Source organism: Candidatus Binatia bacterium, from assembly GCA_036382395.1.
GTDB lineage: Bacteria > Desulfobacterota > Binatia > HRBIN30 > HRBIN30 > JAGDMS01.
This window is the reverse complement of sequence record DASVHW010000120.1, coordinates 1-17,096: the sequence shown is the minus strand read 5'-3', so window position 1 is coordinate 17,096 and position 17,096 is coordinate 1. Positions and strand designations below refer to the sequence as shown.

Annotated in this window: 15 protein-coding genes; 6 read left to right on the top strand and 9 right to left on the bottom strand. The window is 64.7% G+C overall.

Annotation, left to right across the window (positions count from 1 at the left end; translation table 11 throughout):
* Window positions 1-402 precede the first annotated feature (402 nt).
* From VF515_05775 to trmB, 4 genes are all read left to right on the top strand, one after another.
* Entirely contained in the window at window positions 403-1,029 is a 627-nt protein-coding gene (locus VF515_05775; protein HEX7407145.1) for a hypothetical protein, read from the top strand.
* Between the two features lie 82 nt (window positions 1,030-1,111).
* On the top strand, window positions 1,112-1,840 hold the full coding sequence (locus VF515_05770; protein ID HEX7407144.1) for an SDR family oxidoreductase: 729 nt from the start codon (window positions 1,112-1,114) through the stop codon (window positions 1,838-1,840).
* Window positions 1,840-2,574 (top strand): SDR family oxidoreductase, encoded by a 735-nt coding sequence (locus tag VF515_05765; GenBank protein HEX7407143.1) that lies wholly within the window; start codon window positions 1,840-1,842, stop codon window positions 2,572-2,574. Before VF515_05770 ends, VF515_05765 begins: the two co-directional genes overlap by 1 nt.
* Window positions 2,575-2,587: 13 nt before the next feature.
* Window positions 2,588-3,238, top strand: a complete 651-nt coding sequence (gene trmB, locus VF515_05760) for a tRNA (guanosine(46)-N7)-methyltransferase TrmB (protein HEX7407142.1) — start codon at window positions 2,588-2,590, stop codon at window positions 3,236-3,238.
* On the opposite strand, the gene VF515_05755 is transcribed toward trmB, so the two are convergent.
* The 9 genes from VF515_05755 to VF515_05715 form a co-directional block, all read right to left on the bottom strand.
* The gene (locus VF515_05755) at window positions 3,148-4,044 is read right to left on the bottom strand and encodes an ROK family protein (GenBank protein HEX7407141.1); all 897 of its coding nucleotides are present in this window, start codon (window positions 4,042-4,044) and stop codon (window positions 3,148-3,150) included. The genes trmB and VF515_05755 overlap by 91 nt on opposite strands.
* A 203-nt stretch (window positions 4,045-4,247) precedes the next feature.
* Window positions 4,248-6,062, bottom strand: coding sequence for a homoserine O-acetyltransferase (locus VF515_05750; protein HEX7407140.1), 1,815 nt, complete (start codon window positions 6,060-6,062; stop codon window positions 4,248-4,250).
* An 8-nt stretch (window positions 6,063-6,070) separates the two neighbouring features.
* Window positions 6,071-7,381, bottom strand: a complete 1,311-nt coding sequence (locus VF515_05745) for an O-acetylhomoserine aminocarboxypropyltransferase/cysteine synthase (protein ID HEX7407139.1) — start codon at window positions 7,379-7,381, stop codon at window positions 6,071-6,073.
* A 140-nt stretch (window positions 7,382-7,521) separates the two neighbouring features.
* Entirely contained in the window at window positions 7,522-8,838 is a 1,317-nt protein-coding gene (locus tag VF515_05740; GenBank protein ID HEX7407138.1) for a homoserine dehydrogenase, read from the bottom strand.
* Between the two features lie 10 nt (window positions 8,839-8,848).
* The gene (alaC, locus tag VF515_05735) at window positions 8,849-10,057 is read right to left on the bottom strand and encodes an alanine transaminase (GenBank protein ID HEX7407137.1); all 1,209 of its coding nucleotides are present in this window, start codon (window positions 10,055-10,057) and stop codon (window positions 8,849-8,851) included.
* A 208-nt stretch (window positions 10,058-10,265) separates the two neighbouring features.
* A complete protein-coding gene (locus VF515_05730) occupies window positions 10,266-12,548 on the bottom strand; it encodes a ribonuclease E/G (protein HEX7407136.1) in 2,283 nt (760 codons plus the stop codon).
* A gap of 47 nt (window positions 12,549-12,595) precedes the next feature.
* Entirely contained in the window at window positions 12,596-13,438 is an 843-nt protein-coding gene (locus VF515_05725) for a crotonase/enoyl-CoA hydratase family protein (protein HEX7407135.1), read from the bottom strand.
* A gap of 54 nt (window positions 13,439-13,492) precedes the next feature.
* A complete protein-coding gene (locus VF515_05720; GenBank protein ID HEX7407134.1) occupies window positions 13,493-13,678 on the bottom strand; it encodes a CstA-like transporter-associated (seleno)protein in 186 nt (61 codons plus the stop codon).
* A gap of 9 nt (window positions 13,679-13,687) precedes the next feature.
* On the bottom strand, window positions 13,688-15,727 hold the full coding sequence (locus VF515_05715; GenBank protein ID HEX7407133.1) for a carbon starvation CstA family protein: 2,040 nt from the start codon (window positions 15,725-15,727) through the stop codon (window positions 13,688-13,690).
* Window positions 15,728-15,830: 103 nt separating this feature from the next.
* Between VF515_05715 and metF the strand changes: the two genes are divergently transcribed.
* Window positions 15,831-16,697 (top strand): methylenetetrahydrofolate reductase [NAD(P)H], encoded by an 867-nt coding sequence (gene metF / locus VF515_05710; GenBank protein HEX7407132.1) that lies wholly within the window; start codon window positions 15,831-15,833, stop codon window positions 16,695-16,697.
* A gap of 4 nt (window positions 16,698-16,701) precedes the next feature.
* Window positions 16,702-16,944 carry a hypothetical protein gene (locus tag VF515_05705; GenBank protein HEX7407131.1) on the top strand — a complete coding sequence of 81 codons (243 nt, stop codon included), beginning with the start codon at window positions 16,702-16,704 and terminating at the stop codon, window positions 16,942-16,944.
* The last annotated feature ends 152 nt before the right edge of the window (window positions 16,945-17,096 follow it).

The window sequence follows — 17,096 nt, the reverse complement described above, 5'->3', positions numbered from 1 at the left end:
ACAGCCCAGGGTTGGCGCGCTGCGCGCCTACCCTGGGAGAGAATCGCCAAAATCTTCTACCCCAAAGGGGTTGCGCTCTGGTCGCCGCAACCTGACGTGCGAGAATCGGCGAACAGGCCGGCGCGACGTAACCCTGTCAGGGTATAGCTGTCGGAACCTTGTCTACCCAGGGTAGCCGCTACGGCGGCAACCCTGGGCTATGGTGCACAACGCCTTCGGCGTATGCAGAACGCCGAGTACCCACGCTATCGGGATCGCCTGAAACCTGCAGTAGGAGCTACTGGTAGAACCCTTCTCGCGACCGCGAGTTTCGAGATTCCCCACATTCATGACGCACACCCCTCCGCGGCGACCACGAGCCGATGGCGTTGCGCCGCGGCTCTCGATGCTGCAGTATTTGAAGTGATGGTAGGTTCCCGGTTTTCGATTCTCCTCGAGCTGGCAGCGACGCTTGCGTTATCGAGCGCTGTTGCCGTTGCGCAGGTGGGCGGCGGACCGGTACGACAGGACAGCAGGCCGGTATCCGAAGGGAGCACCAACGTCGGCACCGGAAGCGGACCCGTTCATGACAGTGGCGGCAGCGTCCACGAAGGCAACGCCGGGCGGCTGAGTGGAAACTCCGTACGCGGGTCGGTAACTGCTGACGTCCTGAGCGGACCGGTATCAGATATCAGCGCCGGCCCCGTCACCTCACGACAACCGGTCTCCGGAGGCGGCACCGTCACCGACTCCTCGGCTGGCGCGGTGACCAAGGACGTTGACAGTCCGATCCGTGAGGGCATCGCCGAACCCGTCTTGGGACTCGGACGGCTGCAGCAGCAACTCCGTGCCATCGAACCGCTACCGCGGGAGGAGACTGGCGAACAGGAGACCGTGGGGCAGGCCGGCATTGAAGCCGCCGACCCGACTCCTGCTCCACCTGAGGCCGCAGCCGAGCCGGAGTCAGACAAGGCGGCCGAGCAAGACGGCGGCGAGGCGGATTCCGGGCAAGTTCAGGAAGCTGCGCCGACACCGGAAGCCGAGCCGTAGAGGCGCAGCATGCTGCGCCCCTACTTTACAGCCGTGCTGGCTCAGTGGCACACGCGCCTCGGCATCTGATAAAGGCAGCGCAGTGGCGGCAGAACTGAGTAACGAGATCGCCCTCATTACCGGCGCCGGTCGCGGCATCGGGCGTGCCACGGCCCTGCGCCTGGCGCGCGCGGGGTGCAGCCTGGCACTGGTGGCGCGCACCGCAGCCGAACTGCAAACAGTCGCCGCAGAGGCCGCGTCGAGCGGGGCGCGCACGTTGGTATTGCCGGCTGACATCACCGACGACGCGCAAGTTGAGTCATCGCTGCAACGCGCCATGCAGGAGTTGGGCCACATCTCCATTCTCGTCAATAACGCCGGCTGGGCTCCTCCTCGTACGCCGGTTGGTAAGGTCGCGGTCGCAGAAGTGGACCGGGTGCTGGCCACCTGCCTGCGTGCGCCGATTGTTCTCAGTCGTCTCCTTCTGCCCGACATGCTGGTGCGTAAGCACGGCGCCATCGTCAATGTGGCCTCGGCAGCGGCGCACGGCGTGCGACCTGGTGAGGCGGCGTACGCGGCCGCGAAGGCGGGTCTTGTCGCCTTCACGCGCGCTTTGTTCGCCGAGGTGCGCAACAGCGGTGTCAGGGCGGTGGCCGTATCCCCCGGCTACGTCGACACCGGATTCGTCCCGCCGAACCGACGCATGGATCGCGCCAAGTTCCTCCAACCGGAGGACGTTGCGGAAGCGATATTTCGGGTGCTGACCTGCGATGGCCGCGCCTGCCCGACCGAGGTCGTGCTGGAACCACAATTCGATCCCGAGAAGCCGTGATGCAAGACCTCCGTGGACGTGTGGCCGTGGTCACCGGGGGCGCACAGCGCCTGGGAAAGGCCATCGTGCTCGCCTTGGCCGAGGCCGGCTGCAACCTCGCTGTCACCTACCGCACCTCCGCCGCCGAGGCGCACGACACGGTTGACGCGGCGCGCACCGCGGGCGTGCAAGCGCTCGCGGTGCAGGCAGACGTAGCACAATCGGACCACGTCGCCCGTGTGCTGGAGTCCACGCTCGCCGCGTTCGGGCGCGTCGACATGCTCGTGGCCAACGCCGGCGCCTTCCGGCGCACGCCCCTCGCCACGCTCACGGAAGCGGACTGGGACGACATGATCACCAACAATCTGCGCACCGCGTTCCTCTGCGCGCACCGCTTCGGTTTGCACCTGCGGGCGCATGCCGGGGGCGCGATCGTAACCCTCGCCGACGTTGCCGGACTGCGCCCGTGGGCCGACTACCTGCCCTACTCCATTGCCAAAGCCTGCGTCATCGCGCTGACCCATGCGCTCGCCAAGGAGCTGGCACCGTCGGTCCGCGTGAATGCAATTGCCCCGGGGCCCGTACTGTTCCCTGACGATTTCGATCCGCTCCTCAAGCAGCGTGAAATCAGCCGTACCCTGCTGCAGCGTGAAGGGCATCCGTCGAACGTGGCCGACGCCGTGCTCGCGTTACTACAGAATGACTACATCACCGGCGCCGTGCTACCCGTCGACGGCGGTCGCCTCTTGAGCTAACCAATCATCCCTGATGCACGAGTTCTGGCGCGAGATTTTTGGCAACTATCATCCCGTCGAGATAGAGATCGGTCCCGGCACGGGCACGTTCATCGTGCCGGTGGCGCGACAGTGTCCGTACACCAATTTCTTCGGCCTTGAACACTCAAGCAGCCGCGCATGGCATCTGCAGAATGCCATCGCAGCTCATGGCATTGCCAACGCGCGTGTCATCCATGCGGACGCCGCGTGCGTGGTGGCAACCATCATCCCGGCCGAGTCGGTGGCGGCGTATCACATCTATTTCCCCGATCCGTGGTGGAAGCGGCGCCACCATCATCGCCGCTTGTTCACGCCGGCGTTTGCGGCAGCCCTGGCACGCACCCTGCGTCCCGGGGGCTGCCTGCACACCGCCACTGACGTCGACGAGGTGTTTCAGTCGATACTGCAGACGCTGGCGTCCGGCGGAGCATTTGCGAGAGATGCGACCGCGCCTTCACCCCGCCTGGGTCCGACTGCCTTCGAGCGCAAGGGACTGGCGCGCGGCGCGGTGATTCACGAGGCGGCGTTCGTCAGAAACGGGATCTCTCCGGCTCACAGCAGCAGCGCAGCGCCGATGACGCCGGCGGAATCGCCGAGCAGGTTCCGCCGCAGCGGCGTGCGCAACTCGTTGTTGAAGACGTAGCCGGCCACTGCATCGCGGCCGAGCGTGTACAACTCATCGATGTTCGACAGCCCGCCGCCGAGAACGATGACGTCCGGGTCGAGGATGTCGATCAGGTTGGCCACGGCCCGCCCAAAGCGGTCCAAGAACTGCTGGACCACCGCTGTTGCCGCCGGCTCCCCGGCGCGATAGGCCGCGACGATAGCCGGCATATCCGCCGCTTGCCCGCTGCGCTCGCGATACTGCTCTTCAACCGCCGGCCCGGCGAGGAAGCGCTCGACGCAACCGCGCTGCCCGCAGTAGCACGCCGGACCCAGCGGATCGATGCTGTGATGGCCCCATTCGCCAGCCAGGTGTTGCGGCCCGGGCAGCAGCTCGCCGCGGTGGACGATCCCCCCGCCAACGCCGGTGCCGAGAATCACTCCGAAGACCAGCCCGGCGCCCCGACCGGCACCGGCAACCGCTTCGGCAAGGGCGAAGCAGTTCGCGTCGTTCTCGACCTGCACCGTCATCCCCAGCCGTTCGGTCAAATCCTGGGGTAAGAGGCGGTCGTTCAAGCACGTGGTGTTGCAATTCTTCATCGTGCCGTCACGGCAGACCGCGCCCGGTGTGCCGATACCAATGGCCACGCACTCCGGTGCCTCACGTCGGCACATGTCCACGATAATCTCAACCCGACCGAGAATGTGCTCATATCCCCGCTCGCTCTCCGTAGCCATGCGGTAGCGCGACGTGGGTCGATCGTCGGCATCCAGCACGACACCCTCGACCTTCGTCCCTCCGAGGTCGATGCCGATCCTGCGCCGCGATGGTTTCCCGACCTGCATGCCGGCCTATGTAGCGAATGCTGCCGCATGCTGACAAGGCGAGTCACCCGTCAGCGCCGAGAGCGACTTGTCCACACGGTCCTGCCACCGGGACAAACGCCAGCGGCAGATCGTAAAACTCGGGCGGCAGCTTGGCACAGACCCTGTACCCCAAGGTGGGAAAGCGGATGCGGCCCCACTGCGTCGTCTGCTGGCGCTCGGTGTTACCGGCTCAGGACGAAGATCGCCATGTCCGCGTTGAGATTCGGAGCATCGGTGATCTGGCAGTTGGCTTCGCTGTCGAAGTAGAGCTTGCGATGCATCCGGATTCCCTTGCCGGCGCAGAAGTCCTCGACATCGGCGATCGACGGGAACCGTCGGTTCGGCGTGTTGTACCACTCGAAGTAGTACGCCCCTCCGGCTTTGGGCGAACGGCCCTCCGCGTAGAGCATCTGGCGCAGCTTGTGGTACGCAAAGTTCGGAAAGCTCACGATGCAGGAACGCCCGACGCGCAACATCTCGTCGACGATGCCTTCGGTATCGACGATCGACTGCAGCGTCTGCGACAGCACGACGACATCGAACTGGCCGTCGGTGAACGGTAACCGGCCCTTCTCCAAGTCCTTCTGCACCACATCCAGCCCCCGCTCGACGCACGCCAGCACCGCTCGCTCGTCGAGCTCGACGCCGACCAGCCGCGCGTGTTCCCGCTGCCGCAAGCGCGACAGCAGCTCGCCGCCACCGCAGCCGAGATCCAAAACACTGGCGCCGGGCGGAATCAACTCGAGAATCATGTCGTAGTCGAGCCGCTGACCGTGAAAGATGCTGGTCGGCTCGTCAACGTACGCTTCCGCCGCCACGAGTTGGCGTGCGGAGGTCGGGGCTCGGCCATCGATGGTGGCGAGGAAGGCGCGCAGGAGACCGCCGTAAATCGCGAGCTTCTCTTCCAGGAGGAAGGAGTCGTGCCCGCCCGAGGCGTCGACGCTGCAATAGGATACGGGCCGATCTGCCGCGATCAGCGCGTCGACGATCTGCCGACTCTGCCCCGGTGGAAAGAGCCAGTCACTGGAAAAGCTGATGACGAGCCAGCGGCACTGGCTGCGCGCCAGCACCGAGCGCAGCTGCTCGGCTGTATCGCCGAGATTCAACAGGTCCATGGCCATCGACAGCGTCACGTAGCTGTTGGCGTCGAAGCGCTCGACGAACTTGTGCCCCTGGTAGGCCAGATAGGAACCCACCGAGAACTTGTTCTCGAACGCCGTCGGGATATCCCTCGGCCGCAACCGGCTCGGATCGAACTTGGCCGTCATCGCCTCGAGGGAGAGATAGGTGATGTGCGCCAGCATGCGGGCCAGCGCCAGCCCCACCGCCGGCCCCGTGCCGTGCTCGTAGTACTGCCCGCCGTGGTATCCGGGATCGTGTAGAATCGCATTGCGCCCGACCACGTCGAAGGCCAGGGCCTGGCTGGTCAACCGCGGCGACGTCGCCAGCGCCACGCAACCGCGCAAGCGCTCGGGGTAGCGCACCGCCCAGGTCAGGGCCTGGTGCCCCCCCAGGGACCCCCCGACCACCGCTCGGAGCTCCTCGATGCCCAGGTGATCGATGAGCCGGCGCTGCGCCTCGACCATGTCACCAACAGTGATGGCCGGAAAGTCGGTCCCGTAAGCCCGTCCGGTTCGCGGGTTGGTGCTGTTCGGGCCGGTGGTACCGCGGCACCCGCCGAGGATGTTCGGGCAAATGACGAAGTAGCGGTTCGTATCAATCGACTTGCCGGGGCCGACGACGATGTCCCACCAGCCCGGATCGTCGTCGGCATCGTGGCGGGCCACGTGCGAGTCACCGCTGATGGCATGGCACACCAGCACGGCATTATCGCGCCGCGCGTTGAGTTCTCCGTAGGTCTCGTACGTGACCGTCACCGACGGCAGCTGCCCACCGAGTTCGAGTGGCAGCGGCTGCGCCAACGTTGCCTGCCGCGCGTGGTGCAGCGGGGCGGCGCCGCGAACGCTGTCGCTGCTCTCGAACAAGGGATCATTCATGCCGGCGCTCAACGCTGCGATGTTTTCAGCGCCTGATCGAGGTCGGCGATGATGTCGGCAACGTCCTCGATACCGACGGACAGCCGCACGTACTCCGGGGTCACGCCGGCCTGCGCCTGCTCCTCCGGCGTCAGCTGCGAATGGGTGGTTGAGGCCGGATGGATCACCAGTGTCTTGGCATCGCCGATGTTGGCCAGATGGCTCGCCAGCTTGACGCTGTTGATGAACTTGATGCCCGTCTCACGCCCGCCCTTGATGCCGAACCCGAGAAGAGCGCCCTGCCCAGCGGGCAGGTAGCGCTTGGCGCTGCCGTAGTCGGGATGGTTGGGAAGGCCCGGGTAGTTGACCCACTCCACGGCTGGATGTTTCTGCAGAAACTCGGCGACCGCCAGCGTGTTGCGGCAGTGGCGTTCCATGCGCAAGTGCAGCGTCTCCAGCCCGAGCAGAAAGAGGAACGCAGCGAACGGGCTCATGCAGGCGCCGGTATCCCGCAGCCAGTGCGTCCGGATGTGCAGGATGTAGGCGATGTTGCCGATCGGCCGCAGCGCCTCCTCGAACACCACCCCGTGGTACGCCGGATCCGGGGAGCAGAACTCCGGCCACTTCTCCGGATTCTTCGCCCAGGGAAACTTGCCGCTGTCGACGATGACGCCGCCGATGTGCACACCGTGGCCGCCGATGAACTTGGTGGTCGAATACACGACGATGTCGACCCCGTACTCGATCGGACGCAGCAGGATCGGCGTCAGGACGGTGTTGTCGCAGATGACCGGCAGACCCAAGGCGTGCGCGGTATCGGCGATGCGCTGGAAATCCGGCACATCGTTCTTCGGGTTGCCCAGGCTTTCGAAATAGACGGCACGGGTGTTCTTGTCTGCAAGCTGTGCAATTTTTTCCGGCTCGTGCGCATCGAAGAAGCGCACCTCGATCCCGAGCTTGCTCAGGGTCTGCGTGAACAGGGTCCAGGTGCCACCGTACAGGCTGGTGGCCGAGATGAAGTTATGACCGCTATGACAGATCGTCAGCAGGGCGGCGGTGATCGCCGCCTGGCCCGACGCAAAGGCCAGCCCCGCGGCGCCGCCGTCAAGTGCGGCAAGGCGCTTCTCGAGCACGTCGTTGGTCGGGTTCATCAGCCGGGTGTAAATGTTCCCGAACTCCTTCAAGGCGAACAGGTTCGCGGCGTGCTCGGTGGAATCGAACAGGTATGACGCCGTGGCGTAGATCGGCACCGCCCGGGCATTGGTCGTCGGATCCTTCTCCTGGCCGGCATGCACTGCCAGTGTTCCCAGTCCAGGTATTGCCGACTTGTCTGCACTCATTGAGTTTGTCCTCCTTCTCTCTCATTGTGTCCCGAGCCTGCAGGACACCGCCGGGCTGCCGCCCGCGCCGCACGGCCCATCTGCCGGTGTATCATTGGCGCAGGGCTCGATAACCAATGCGAGCAGCCAGAAGCCCTGACTTATTGGCCGAGGCTGTCCTCGATACGAATGAGGACGGACTTGGTGCGCACCACGGCCAGGCGGTCGATCAACTGGAGGGCACGGCGCAGGTCGCGCTCCCGCGCTTGATGGGTGCGGATGACAATCGGCACACTCGCTCCGTGCTCGCGCTCCCGCTGAATCACCGAGGCAATGGAGATGTGATGCCGCCCGAGGATGCCGGATATTTTCGCCAGCACACCGGGCCGGTCGACCACCATGAAGCGCAGGTAGTATTCGCTGATCAGGTCATCCATCGGCTTCAGCGGCACCTGCCGCTGCCGTGCGAGCGGATACCCCAGCGGCGCGATCCGTCCTCGGCTGCCGCACAACAGATTCCGCGCAACTTCCATGACGTCGGCCAGCACCGCGGTCGCCGTCGGCATCATGCCGGCTCCTAGGCCAAAGTACATCGTGTCGCCCAGCGCTTCGCCTTGCACGAAGATGGCGTTGTAGGCGCCGTTGACCCCGGCCAGCAGGTGCTTGCCAGGCACCATGGTGGGATGCACGCGCGCCTCGATCTGCCGTCCGTCCTGCTTGGCAATGGCCAGCAGCTTGATCACGTAACCGAACTCCCGCGCAAACCCGATGTCGTGCTGACTGATGTGGCGGATACCTTCGACCGGAACGTCGGCGAAGCGCGCCGTGGTGCCGAAGGCCAGCTGGATGAGCAACGTCAGCTTGTGCGCCGCATCGATGCCGTCGACGTCGTAGGTCGGATCGGCCTCGGCCAGCCCCTGCTGCTGGGCCTCACCGAGCACGGCGGCGAACTCTCCTCCCCGCTGCGTCATCGTACTGAGGATGTAGTTCGAGGTGCCGTTGACGATGCCGTAGATGGCACGGTTGCGGTCTCCTGCCAGCCCTTCCCTCAATATCCGGATGATGGGAATACCGCCACCGACGCTGGCTTCGTAGCCGATATCGACACCGGCCTTCTCGACGGCGCCGAACAGTTCCGCACCGTGCACCGCCAACAATGCCTTGTTGGCGGTCACCACGCTCTTCCCGTTCTTGATGGCGCGGAGCACGAAGCGCCGCGCCAGGTCGTAGCCCCCCATCAGCTCGATCACGATATCGATGGTCGGGTCATCGAGCAGCGCCGTGGCGTCACTGGTGAGCAGCTTCCGATCGACCCGCACACCACGGTAGCTTTGCAGGTCGATGTCGGCCACCCCGGCCAGGGTCAGCCGGGCGCCGAGACGGGCGCGGATCTGCGCCTGTTGGCGTTGGAGGAGTTTGATCACTCCGGTGCCGATCGTGCCGAAGCCGATCAATCCAACCCGGACTTCCCGACCCACACGTCCTCCTTCAACCCACTTGGCGGATTGTTGCTGGCTTCGCTTGGCTGAGTGCCCGGCGAATACCGCGGATGGCCTGCCGCGTACGGTGCTCGTTCTCGATCAAGGCGAAGCGGACGTACTGGTCGCCGTACTCGCCGAAACCGATGCCGGGAGACACGGCGACTTTCGCCTCCCGCAGCAAAAAGGTCGAAAACTCCAACGATCCCATCTCCTGGAACGGCGCCGGGATGGGCGCCCACACGAACATCGTCGCCTTGGGCTTCGGCATGTCCCAGCCGACCCGGCGGAGCCCGTTCACCAGGACATCACGTCGAGACTGATACTCCTGGCGGATCTCTTCGACAATATCCTGCGGTCCATTGAGGGCCTGGATGGCGGCGATCTGAATGGGCTGAAAAATCCCGTAGTCCAGGTAGCTCTTGATCCGCGCCAACGCGCCGATCATGGCGGGGTTGCCGACGGCAAACCCAACACGCCAACCGGGCATGTTGTAGCTCTTCGACAGGGTATAGAACTCGACCCCCAGGTCCTTCGCTCCGGGCACCTGCAGGAAGCTCGGGGGTTCATACCCGTCGAAGCACAGGTCGGCGTACGCCAGGTCATGGATCACCATCAGCGAGTGCTCGCGGGCGAAATCGACGATCTTCTGAAAGAAATTGAGGTCCACCACTTCGGTCGTCGGATTGTGGGGGAAGTTCAAAATGAGCAACTTCGGCCGCGGCCAAGTCTGGCGCATGGCCTCCACCAAATGGGCGAAGAAATCTTCGCCCGGAATCAAGGGGATGCTGCGCAGGTCCCCTCCGGCGATGATGACCGAGTACTGGTGAATCGGATACGTCGGGCTGGGACAGAACACCACGTCGCCCGGACCGATGATGGCAAGGGCGAGATGGGCCAGCCCCTCTTTGGAGCCGATCGTAGCCACCGCCTCGGTGTCGGGATCGAGATCAACATCGTAGCGGCGCTTGTACCAAGCGGTGATCGCCAGGCGGAGTTTGTAAATTCCTTTGGAAACGGAATAACGGTGGTTGATGGGTTTCGAGGCTGCCTCGATCAGCTTGGCCACTACGTGCGGCGGTGTTGGACCATCGGGGTTGCCCATGCCGAAGTCGATGATGTCTTCCCCAGCGCGGCGAGCCTTCTGCTTGAGGTCTCCGACGATGTTGAAGACGTAGGGTGGGAGGCGCTTAATTCGAGGGAAATCTTGTGCGTCCATCGAGTTACCGTACGCTCATGCGCCAGTGGCAGTTCATGCCGTGCGAAGCCCCGCCATCACGTCGGAATAAGGTTGACGCACCATAAAGTATTTGCCGGGTGGACGCAAATTTCCCGGCTCCACGACTGTACAGCACTGGCATATGGCGTAGCGCTCGTGGTTCCGGACGATAGGCGAGCCGCCATAAGCGATACGCTGCTCGGCAAGCTTACGCCTCGCTCTTCGTCGGCTTGGAGCGCGTTCTTCGGCGCGGGGCTGGACTGCGCTTGGGCGGTGTCCTTCGGCGTGCCGTTCCCGCCTTAGGAGTCGCTCGCGCCGCGCCGGCCCCTTGCTTCACCGCTGCCGCGACTGCCGGCACCGCCGCTGCAGTCACCGGCGGCTTCTCGGCGGCAGCCTTTGTCCGCCGACGGCCTCCTCGTCCGCCCCGCCGGGTGGTACCGGCGCGGGTACGCCGGGCGCGCGGCTTGGCGGGTGCTGGCTGCTCTGCCGACTCACTGAGCGGCATCTCGGCAGAAGACGCTTCCTCTGCGGCTGGCACTTCTGGTCCCGCCGATATGCCCACGCCTGGACCGGCCTCGCTTGCACCGACTTCGACCTCGGCGGCCTGTACGCCTTCCCCTGCGGCGCTGGGCGGGGTCTCTGCTTCGCCAAACGCCACGGTACCCGCTTCCGCCGCTTCCATCTCTTCCGCCGGTTCCCTGGTCAGCGATGTCTGCTGGCCAATCGCAGCCAAAGCCTCGCCGATTGCTGCAGCGGCTTGTCGGCCACGACCGCGGCGGCGGCCGCGCCGGCGGCGCCGGCGTTTACCCGGCTGCGGGGTTTCACCCTCAACTTTAGCACCGGGCCCCGGTGCCGGAGCCGCTACGGCAACGGCCCCTCCGTTCTCGACGGCTGCGGGCGCAGCCTCCGCGGCGGCAATCTCGACGGCTGCGGGTGCAGCCTCCGCGGCGGCAATCCCACCGACGCGTGAAGGAGGCAGCTTCGCCTGCCCGGCCTCCAGGCGTGTCCGCACCTCCATTTCCAGCTGGTGCGGCATCAAGCCGTCCTCGAGCGCCACCTGGATCCGTGTAGCGTACCGCCGTTCCAGCTGGGCCAGGTCGTCCCGCTTCTGATTCAGCAAGTAGATCGCGACCTCGGGCGGCAGCGACGCCCGCAGCGCCGCCGTATCCCCTTGTGCGACGCGGTTATGAATCTTGCGCAAGGCAACCAGGGCTGCGGATTCCGTGGTGCGCACCAGGCCATGCCCCTCGCACATCGGGCAGGCGCCATACGAAGCGGCTGCGGCGGCCGGACGCAGGCGCTGGCGGGACACCTCGAGCAAGCCGAAATGCGAGATGCGCCCGGTTTCATGCCGCGCCTTGTCCTCGCGCATGGCTTCGCGGAAAGTCTTCTCGACATCCGCGATGTGCTGCGCATTGCGCATGTCGATGAAATCGATGACGATCAACCCGCCGAGGTCGCGCAGGCGCAGCTGGCGGGCAATTTCCGTCGCCGCTTCGACGTTGGTCCGAAACGCGGTTTCTTCCTGACTGCCACCGCGCACCGATCTTCCCGAGTTCACGTCGATGGCGGTGAGGGCTTCGGTGCCGTCGATGACGATGCTGCCCCCCGATTTCAGCGGTACGCGGCGCTTATAAATCGACTCGATCTGCGTTTCGACGTTGAAATGCGAGAAGATCGGCTTGTCGCCCTTGTAGAGATGCAAGACGTCCTCTTTGCCCGGCATGACGTCATGCAGGAACTCGCTGGCGCGCTGGTGGACCTCTTCGTTGTCGACGTAGATCTCGTCGATGTCGGGAGTGAAGTAGTCCCGGATATTGCGCAACACCACGTCGTGCTCGCGATACACCAGGGCCGGCGCGGTCTTCGAGGTCGCGGCTTGCTGGATCGTCTCCCACAGGCGCAGCAGGTAGTGCAGGTCGCGCTGCAACTCGCGCGAGCCCTGGTCGAAAACGGCGGCGGTGCGGACGATGATGCCGAAGCCTTCGGGCGGCTGCAGCTTCTCGATCAGCTCACGCAGATGGCTGCGTTCCGCGCCTTCGATCTTGCGCGAGATCCCGGCCTCGTCCGACCCGGGCAGCAGCACGAGATAGCGGCCTGGTAGTGAATAGAAGGTGCTCAACGTCGGCGGTTTGTTGGCAAACTCCTCCTTCACGATTTGCACCAGGACTTCCTGGCCGGGCTTCAGGACCTCCTTGATCCGCAGCCGGTGCCGCCCCTCCGCGCCGTTGCCGCTGTCGCGGGTGAGCCCGGGGAGATTGCGGAAGCAAATCTCATCGAGCGGGAGAAAGGCGTCGCGATTCGCGCCGATGTCGACGAAGGCCGCCTCGAGCGCCGGGTGGATGCGGTGCACCACCCCCTTGTAAATGTTGCCCTTGAGGTGTTCCCGACTGGCGGATTCGATCTCGAATGAGCTGAGGACGCCGTCGGTCACGATGCCGACCCGGCTCTCCTCCGCATGCGTCATGTTGATGAGCATCGTCTTTGCCATTGAAATCTCTTCTACTCTTCCTCGTCGCTAGGTAGGATCAGCGTGCGTTACTTCTTCCGAGCGCCGTAGTCGTCGAACCGTCCGTCGCGCTCGGTCAAAGCCGCCTTCACTCCCTGTTGCAGCGCCAGTTCGCGCCAAGCAATTCCCTCTGGAGTGTGGCGGGCAATCCCATCAAACAGGGTGCCGATCATCTGGCCGGTACGCAGCCCCATATTCTCGTATGCTTGATTGACCAACAGTTTCATCATTACCAGCTGATTCACCGGTAACAGCGCCATTCGATTAGCCAAGGCCTCGACTTCAGTGGCCAGCCGATCCTCGGGCACGGCGCGGTGAATCAACCCAATACGCTCGGCGGTGTGACCGTCCACCGGGTCACCCGTCAGCAATAGACGCTTAGCGTGTTCCATCCCGAGGCGATAGGCCCACAGGGCCGACGTCGGTGATCCCCATACCCGAGCCGGCGGGTAACCCATCTGCGCGTCCGCGGCGGCCATGATCAGATCGGCGCACAGGACCAAATCCGTCCCCCCGCCGACACACCAGCCGTGGACCTGCGCGATGACCGGCTTGCGGCTGTGCCACAGGCTCATGAAGCAGCGCAGGTTCTCCGACATCGCAACAAAGTCGCGCACCGGATCCCAGTCGGCGTCGGCTTGGATTTCGTGTTCCAGGCGGGTGCCCCAGTCGAGGTCGTAGCCGGCGCAGAAGGCCCGGCCCTCCCCGCGCAGCACAATCACCCGGACGGCGCTGTCGGCATTTGCCTGTGCCACCGCCTCCTCCAACTCGCGCGGCATCTCGCGGTTGATGGCGTTGAGCCGTTGCGGACGATTGAGCACTATGTGCAGCACCCGGTCGTGCCGTTCGAGCTTGATCACCGTCAAGTCCATTCCGATCTCTTCGATTCTGCGCGAAGACGAGGCTGCACCTACCGCTTGCCCGGGTCAACAGCAGCGGGTGAGCCTCCCGTAACGCTCTTCGAGGCGCTGGGCGAAAAACCGTCCGCGGTCCACTGGCGGCTCGTTGCGCTGAACGCAGCGGTGGACGTAGCGCTCATACTCCGTGTCACCGGCCCACTCGTGGATTACGGCGCGCACGGCAGTAGCGACCTTTCCCCAGTATCGACGCATCAACTCTCCTTACCCCGTCACCGCCAGGCGTGGTTGTACCATGCCGCTACGGCCGGCGCTCAACACGCGATACCACTCCCGAACCGAGTCCACCACAATCACCGCCACCAGGGCCATGAACAATGCCGTGACGGCGGCGTCAAGCCGGTCATTGAAAATCGCCGCGCGCGTCTCAGCGATCTTGGCGGCGGCAACCTGTCCGGCAGCAATCCGACTCTCCAACTGCGCGGCGTGCGCCAGGAAACCAATCCGGACCTCCGGGCTGAAGATCTTCTCGTATCCCGCGCTCAGGGTGATGGACAGCAGCCAGAGCAGCGGCCCCAGTGTGGCCCAGACATACCGCGCGCGCCCGGACTTCACGATCAGCGTGGTCGCCACGGCCAGCGCGATTACCGCCAAGAGCTGGTTTGAAATGCCGAACAACGGCCACAGGCTATTGATACCGCCCAACGGATCGACCACCCCTTGGTACAGAAAATACCCCCACGCTCCTACCATCCCGGCGCTGGAGATGAGCACGCTCGGATACCAGCTCGTGCGTCCGAGGGGCTCCCACAAATGGCCCAGGAAGTCCTGTAGCATAAACCGTCCGACCCGCGTACCTGCATCCATAGTAGTGAGGATAAACAGCGCCTCGAACATAATAGCGAAGTGGTACCAAATCGCCATAACACTCCTGCCGCCGAGCGTGTTGGCGAAAATGTGCGCCATGCCCACCGCCAGCGACGGCGCCCCGCCCGTCCGCGCCAACAGGCTGTGCTCGCCCACATCGGCAGCCAGCTTTTCCATATCGGCCGGAGTGACCGGGAATCCCCATGCGGAAATGGTCCGGGTTGCGTCCTCAGCCGAGGCCCCGACGACGCCGGCCGGGCTATTGACCGCGAAGTACACGCCAGGCTGGAGCACGGCGGCCGCGACCATAGCCATGATGGCGACGAACGACTCCATCAGCATGGCGCCGTAGCCGATCATACGGGCATCCGACTCGCGCTGCAGCAGCTTCGGGGTCGTACCGGACGATACCAGCGCGTGAAAGCCGGAGACGGCACCGCAGGCAATGGTGATGAAGGCAAACGGAAAAATCTTGCCGGCGAATATCGGTCCGGTGCCGTCGGTGAAACGGGTCAGGGGTGGCAGTTGAACCGGGGGCAGATACACCAGGATGCCCAACGCCAAGGCCAGGATGGTGCCGATCTTGATGAAGGCGCTCAGGTAATCGCGTGGGGCCAGTAGCAACCACACCGGCAGCACCGATGCGGCCAACCCATACGCGATGATCATCATGGCCAGCGCTGTAGGGCTGAACGTGAACAGCGGCGCCCACGCGCTGTCCCCGACCCAGCGGCCACCCACCACGGCCAGGAGCACCAGCGCCAGTCCCCAGACGGTTGCCTCGGCCACCCTGCCCGGCCGTATGAAGCGCATGTACCAACCCATCAGGAGCGCGATCGGGATCGTGGCCCCCACCGTGAAAGTGCCCCACGGACTGCCCTTGAGTGCGTTGACGATGACCAGGCCGAGCACCGCCATCAGGATGACCATGATGAGCAGCACGCCGGCAAGCGCCGCGAAGCCGCCGCACACCCCGATCTCCTCCCGCGCCATCTGTCCGAGCGACTTACCGTCGCGGCGCAGGGAGCCGGTGAGGATCAAGAAGTCCTGCACCGCCCCGCCCAGAACGGCCCCGAGGATGATCCACAAAGTCCCCGGCAGGTAGCCGAACTGCGCACACAGGGTGGGGCCGATCAGAGGGCCAGGACCCGCAATGGCGGCGAAATGGTGGCCGAACACGACCCAACGGTGGGTGGGAACGAAATCTCGCCCGTCATTGATACGCTCGGCCGGCGTCACCCGCAGATCGTCGAGCATCAGCACACGCGCCGCCAAGAACTTGCTGTAAAAGCGGTAGCCCACCGCATAGGTGGCAATGGCGGCGATGAGCAGCCAGGCCACGCTGATGTGCTCGCCCCGAACCAGAGCGATCATTCCCAGCGCGGTTGCACCTGCCAACGCCACGACTGCCCAGACGGCGGACCGCAACACCCCCATACAGACCTCCGAGCGAAATATGCACAGAGGGGTTGCCCTGACGCAAGCGGCCGCGCCTTCTCCCATTGCTCACTGCCCTGGATTTCCTGTAACTTCGGCATGCATGCGTATCAGCGACCTCATTCGCGCCGATGGCCCGCTGTTTTCCTTCGAGTTTTTTCCGCCGAAGACGGCTCAGGGCGAACAGAATTTGTACCGGACGATCGACCGCCTGCGTCAGCTGCACCCGAGCTTCGTCTCCGTCACCTATGGCGCCGGCGGCAGCACCAGACAGAAGACCGTCGAGCTGGTCCGCCGCATCAAGTTCGAGATCGGGATCGAGGCGATGGCGCACCTGACCTGTGTCGGCGCCAATCGCCACGAGATCGACTCGGTGTTGGAGCAACTCGATAAGAGCGGCATTGAAAACGTGCTCGCCCTGCGGGGCGACCCCCCGTCCGATCAGCCGCACTTCGTGCGGCCGGCCGATGGTTTCGGGTTTGCCTCCGAACTCGTCGGTCACATCCGCGAGCGCGGCTTCTCCTTTTCCCTTGGCGGCGCGGGTTACCCGGAGGGCCATGTCGAGTGCCGCAATCTGGCTCTGGATCTGGAGCACCTGAAGATCAAGGCCGATGCCGGCTTGGACTTCGTCATCACGCAACTGTTCTTCGACAACTCCGATTACTTCGCTTTCGTCGACCGCGCCCATGCCCTCGGCATCCGCGTGCCGATCATCCCGGGCATCATGCCGATAACCAACGTGGCGCAAATCGAGCGCTTCACCTCAATGTGCGGCGCCAGGATTCCCGAGGAGCTAAAGGGTCGCCTCGATCGTGCCCGTGACGATGAAGACGCCGTGCGCGCAATCGGCATTGATCACGCCACCGCGCAATGCCGAGAGTTGCTCGATCATAGCGCCCCCGGTATTCACTTCTATACGTTGAACCAATCGCCAGCGACGCGGGCGATCTTCGAGCGCTTGAAGGGCTGAAGCCGTGCCTGTCATCGTCACCTACACTCCGCTGCAGCCGCCGACACGGACACCCGCCAAGGGAAAAGGCCGCCTCCTCCCGCATCGGTGTGAAGATGTCTTAGGCCATAAGCATCAGCAACGCCTGCCGCTCGGCAGTGTCCGCGGTATCCTGTACCTCGATGCGCTCTGCCTGCACTGCGGAGCCCATTTCGTCTGGGTCGAGGACGACACGGCTGGTGCCCCGGAGTCGGCCAGCCGGGGCTGACGGGCGCAGCGTCGAGGCGGCTTACGCCGCGCTTGCCGTTGGCATCCGAGCCATCCGGCTCAGGCGTCACGGCGCTGACGAACCGCCCAGACAACCAGGGCGCCGAACAACACGGCGAAGGACGACCTGTCGGGTCCGGCGTCGGTCGAGCA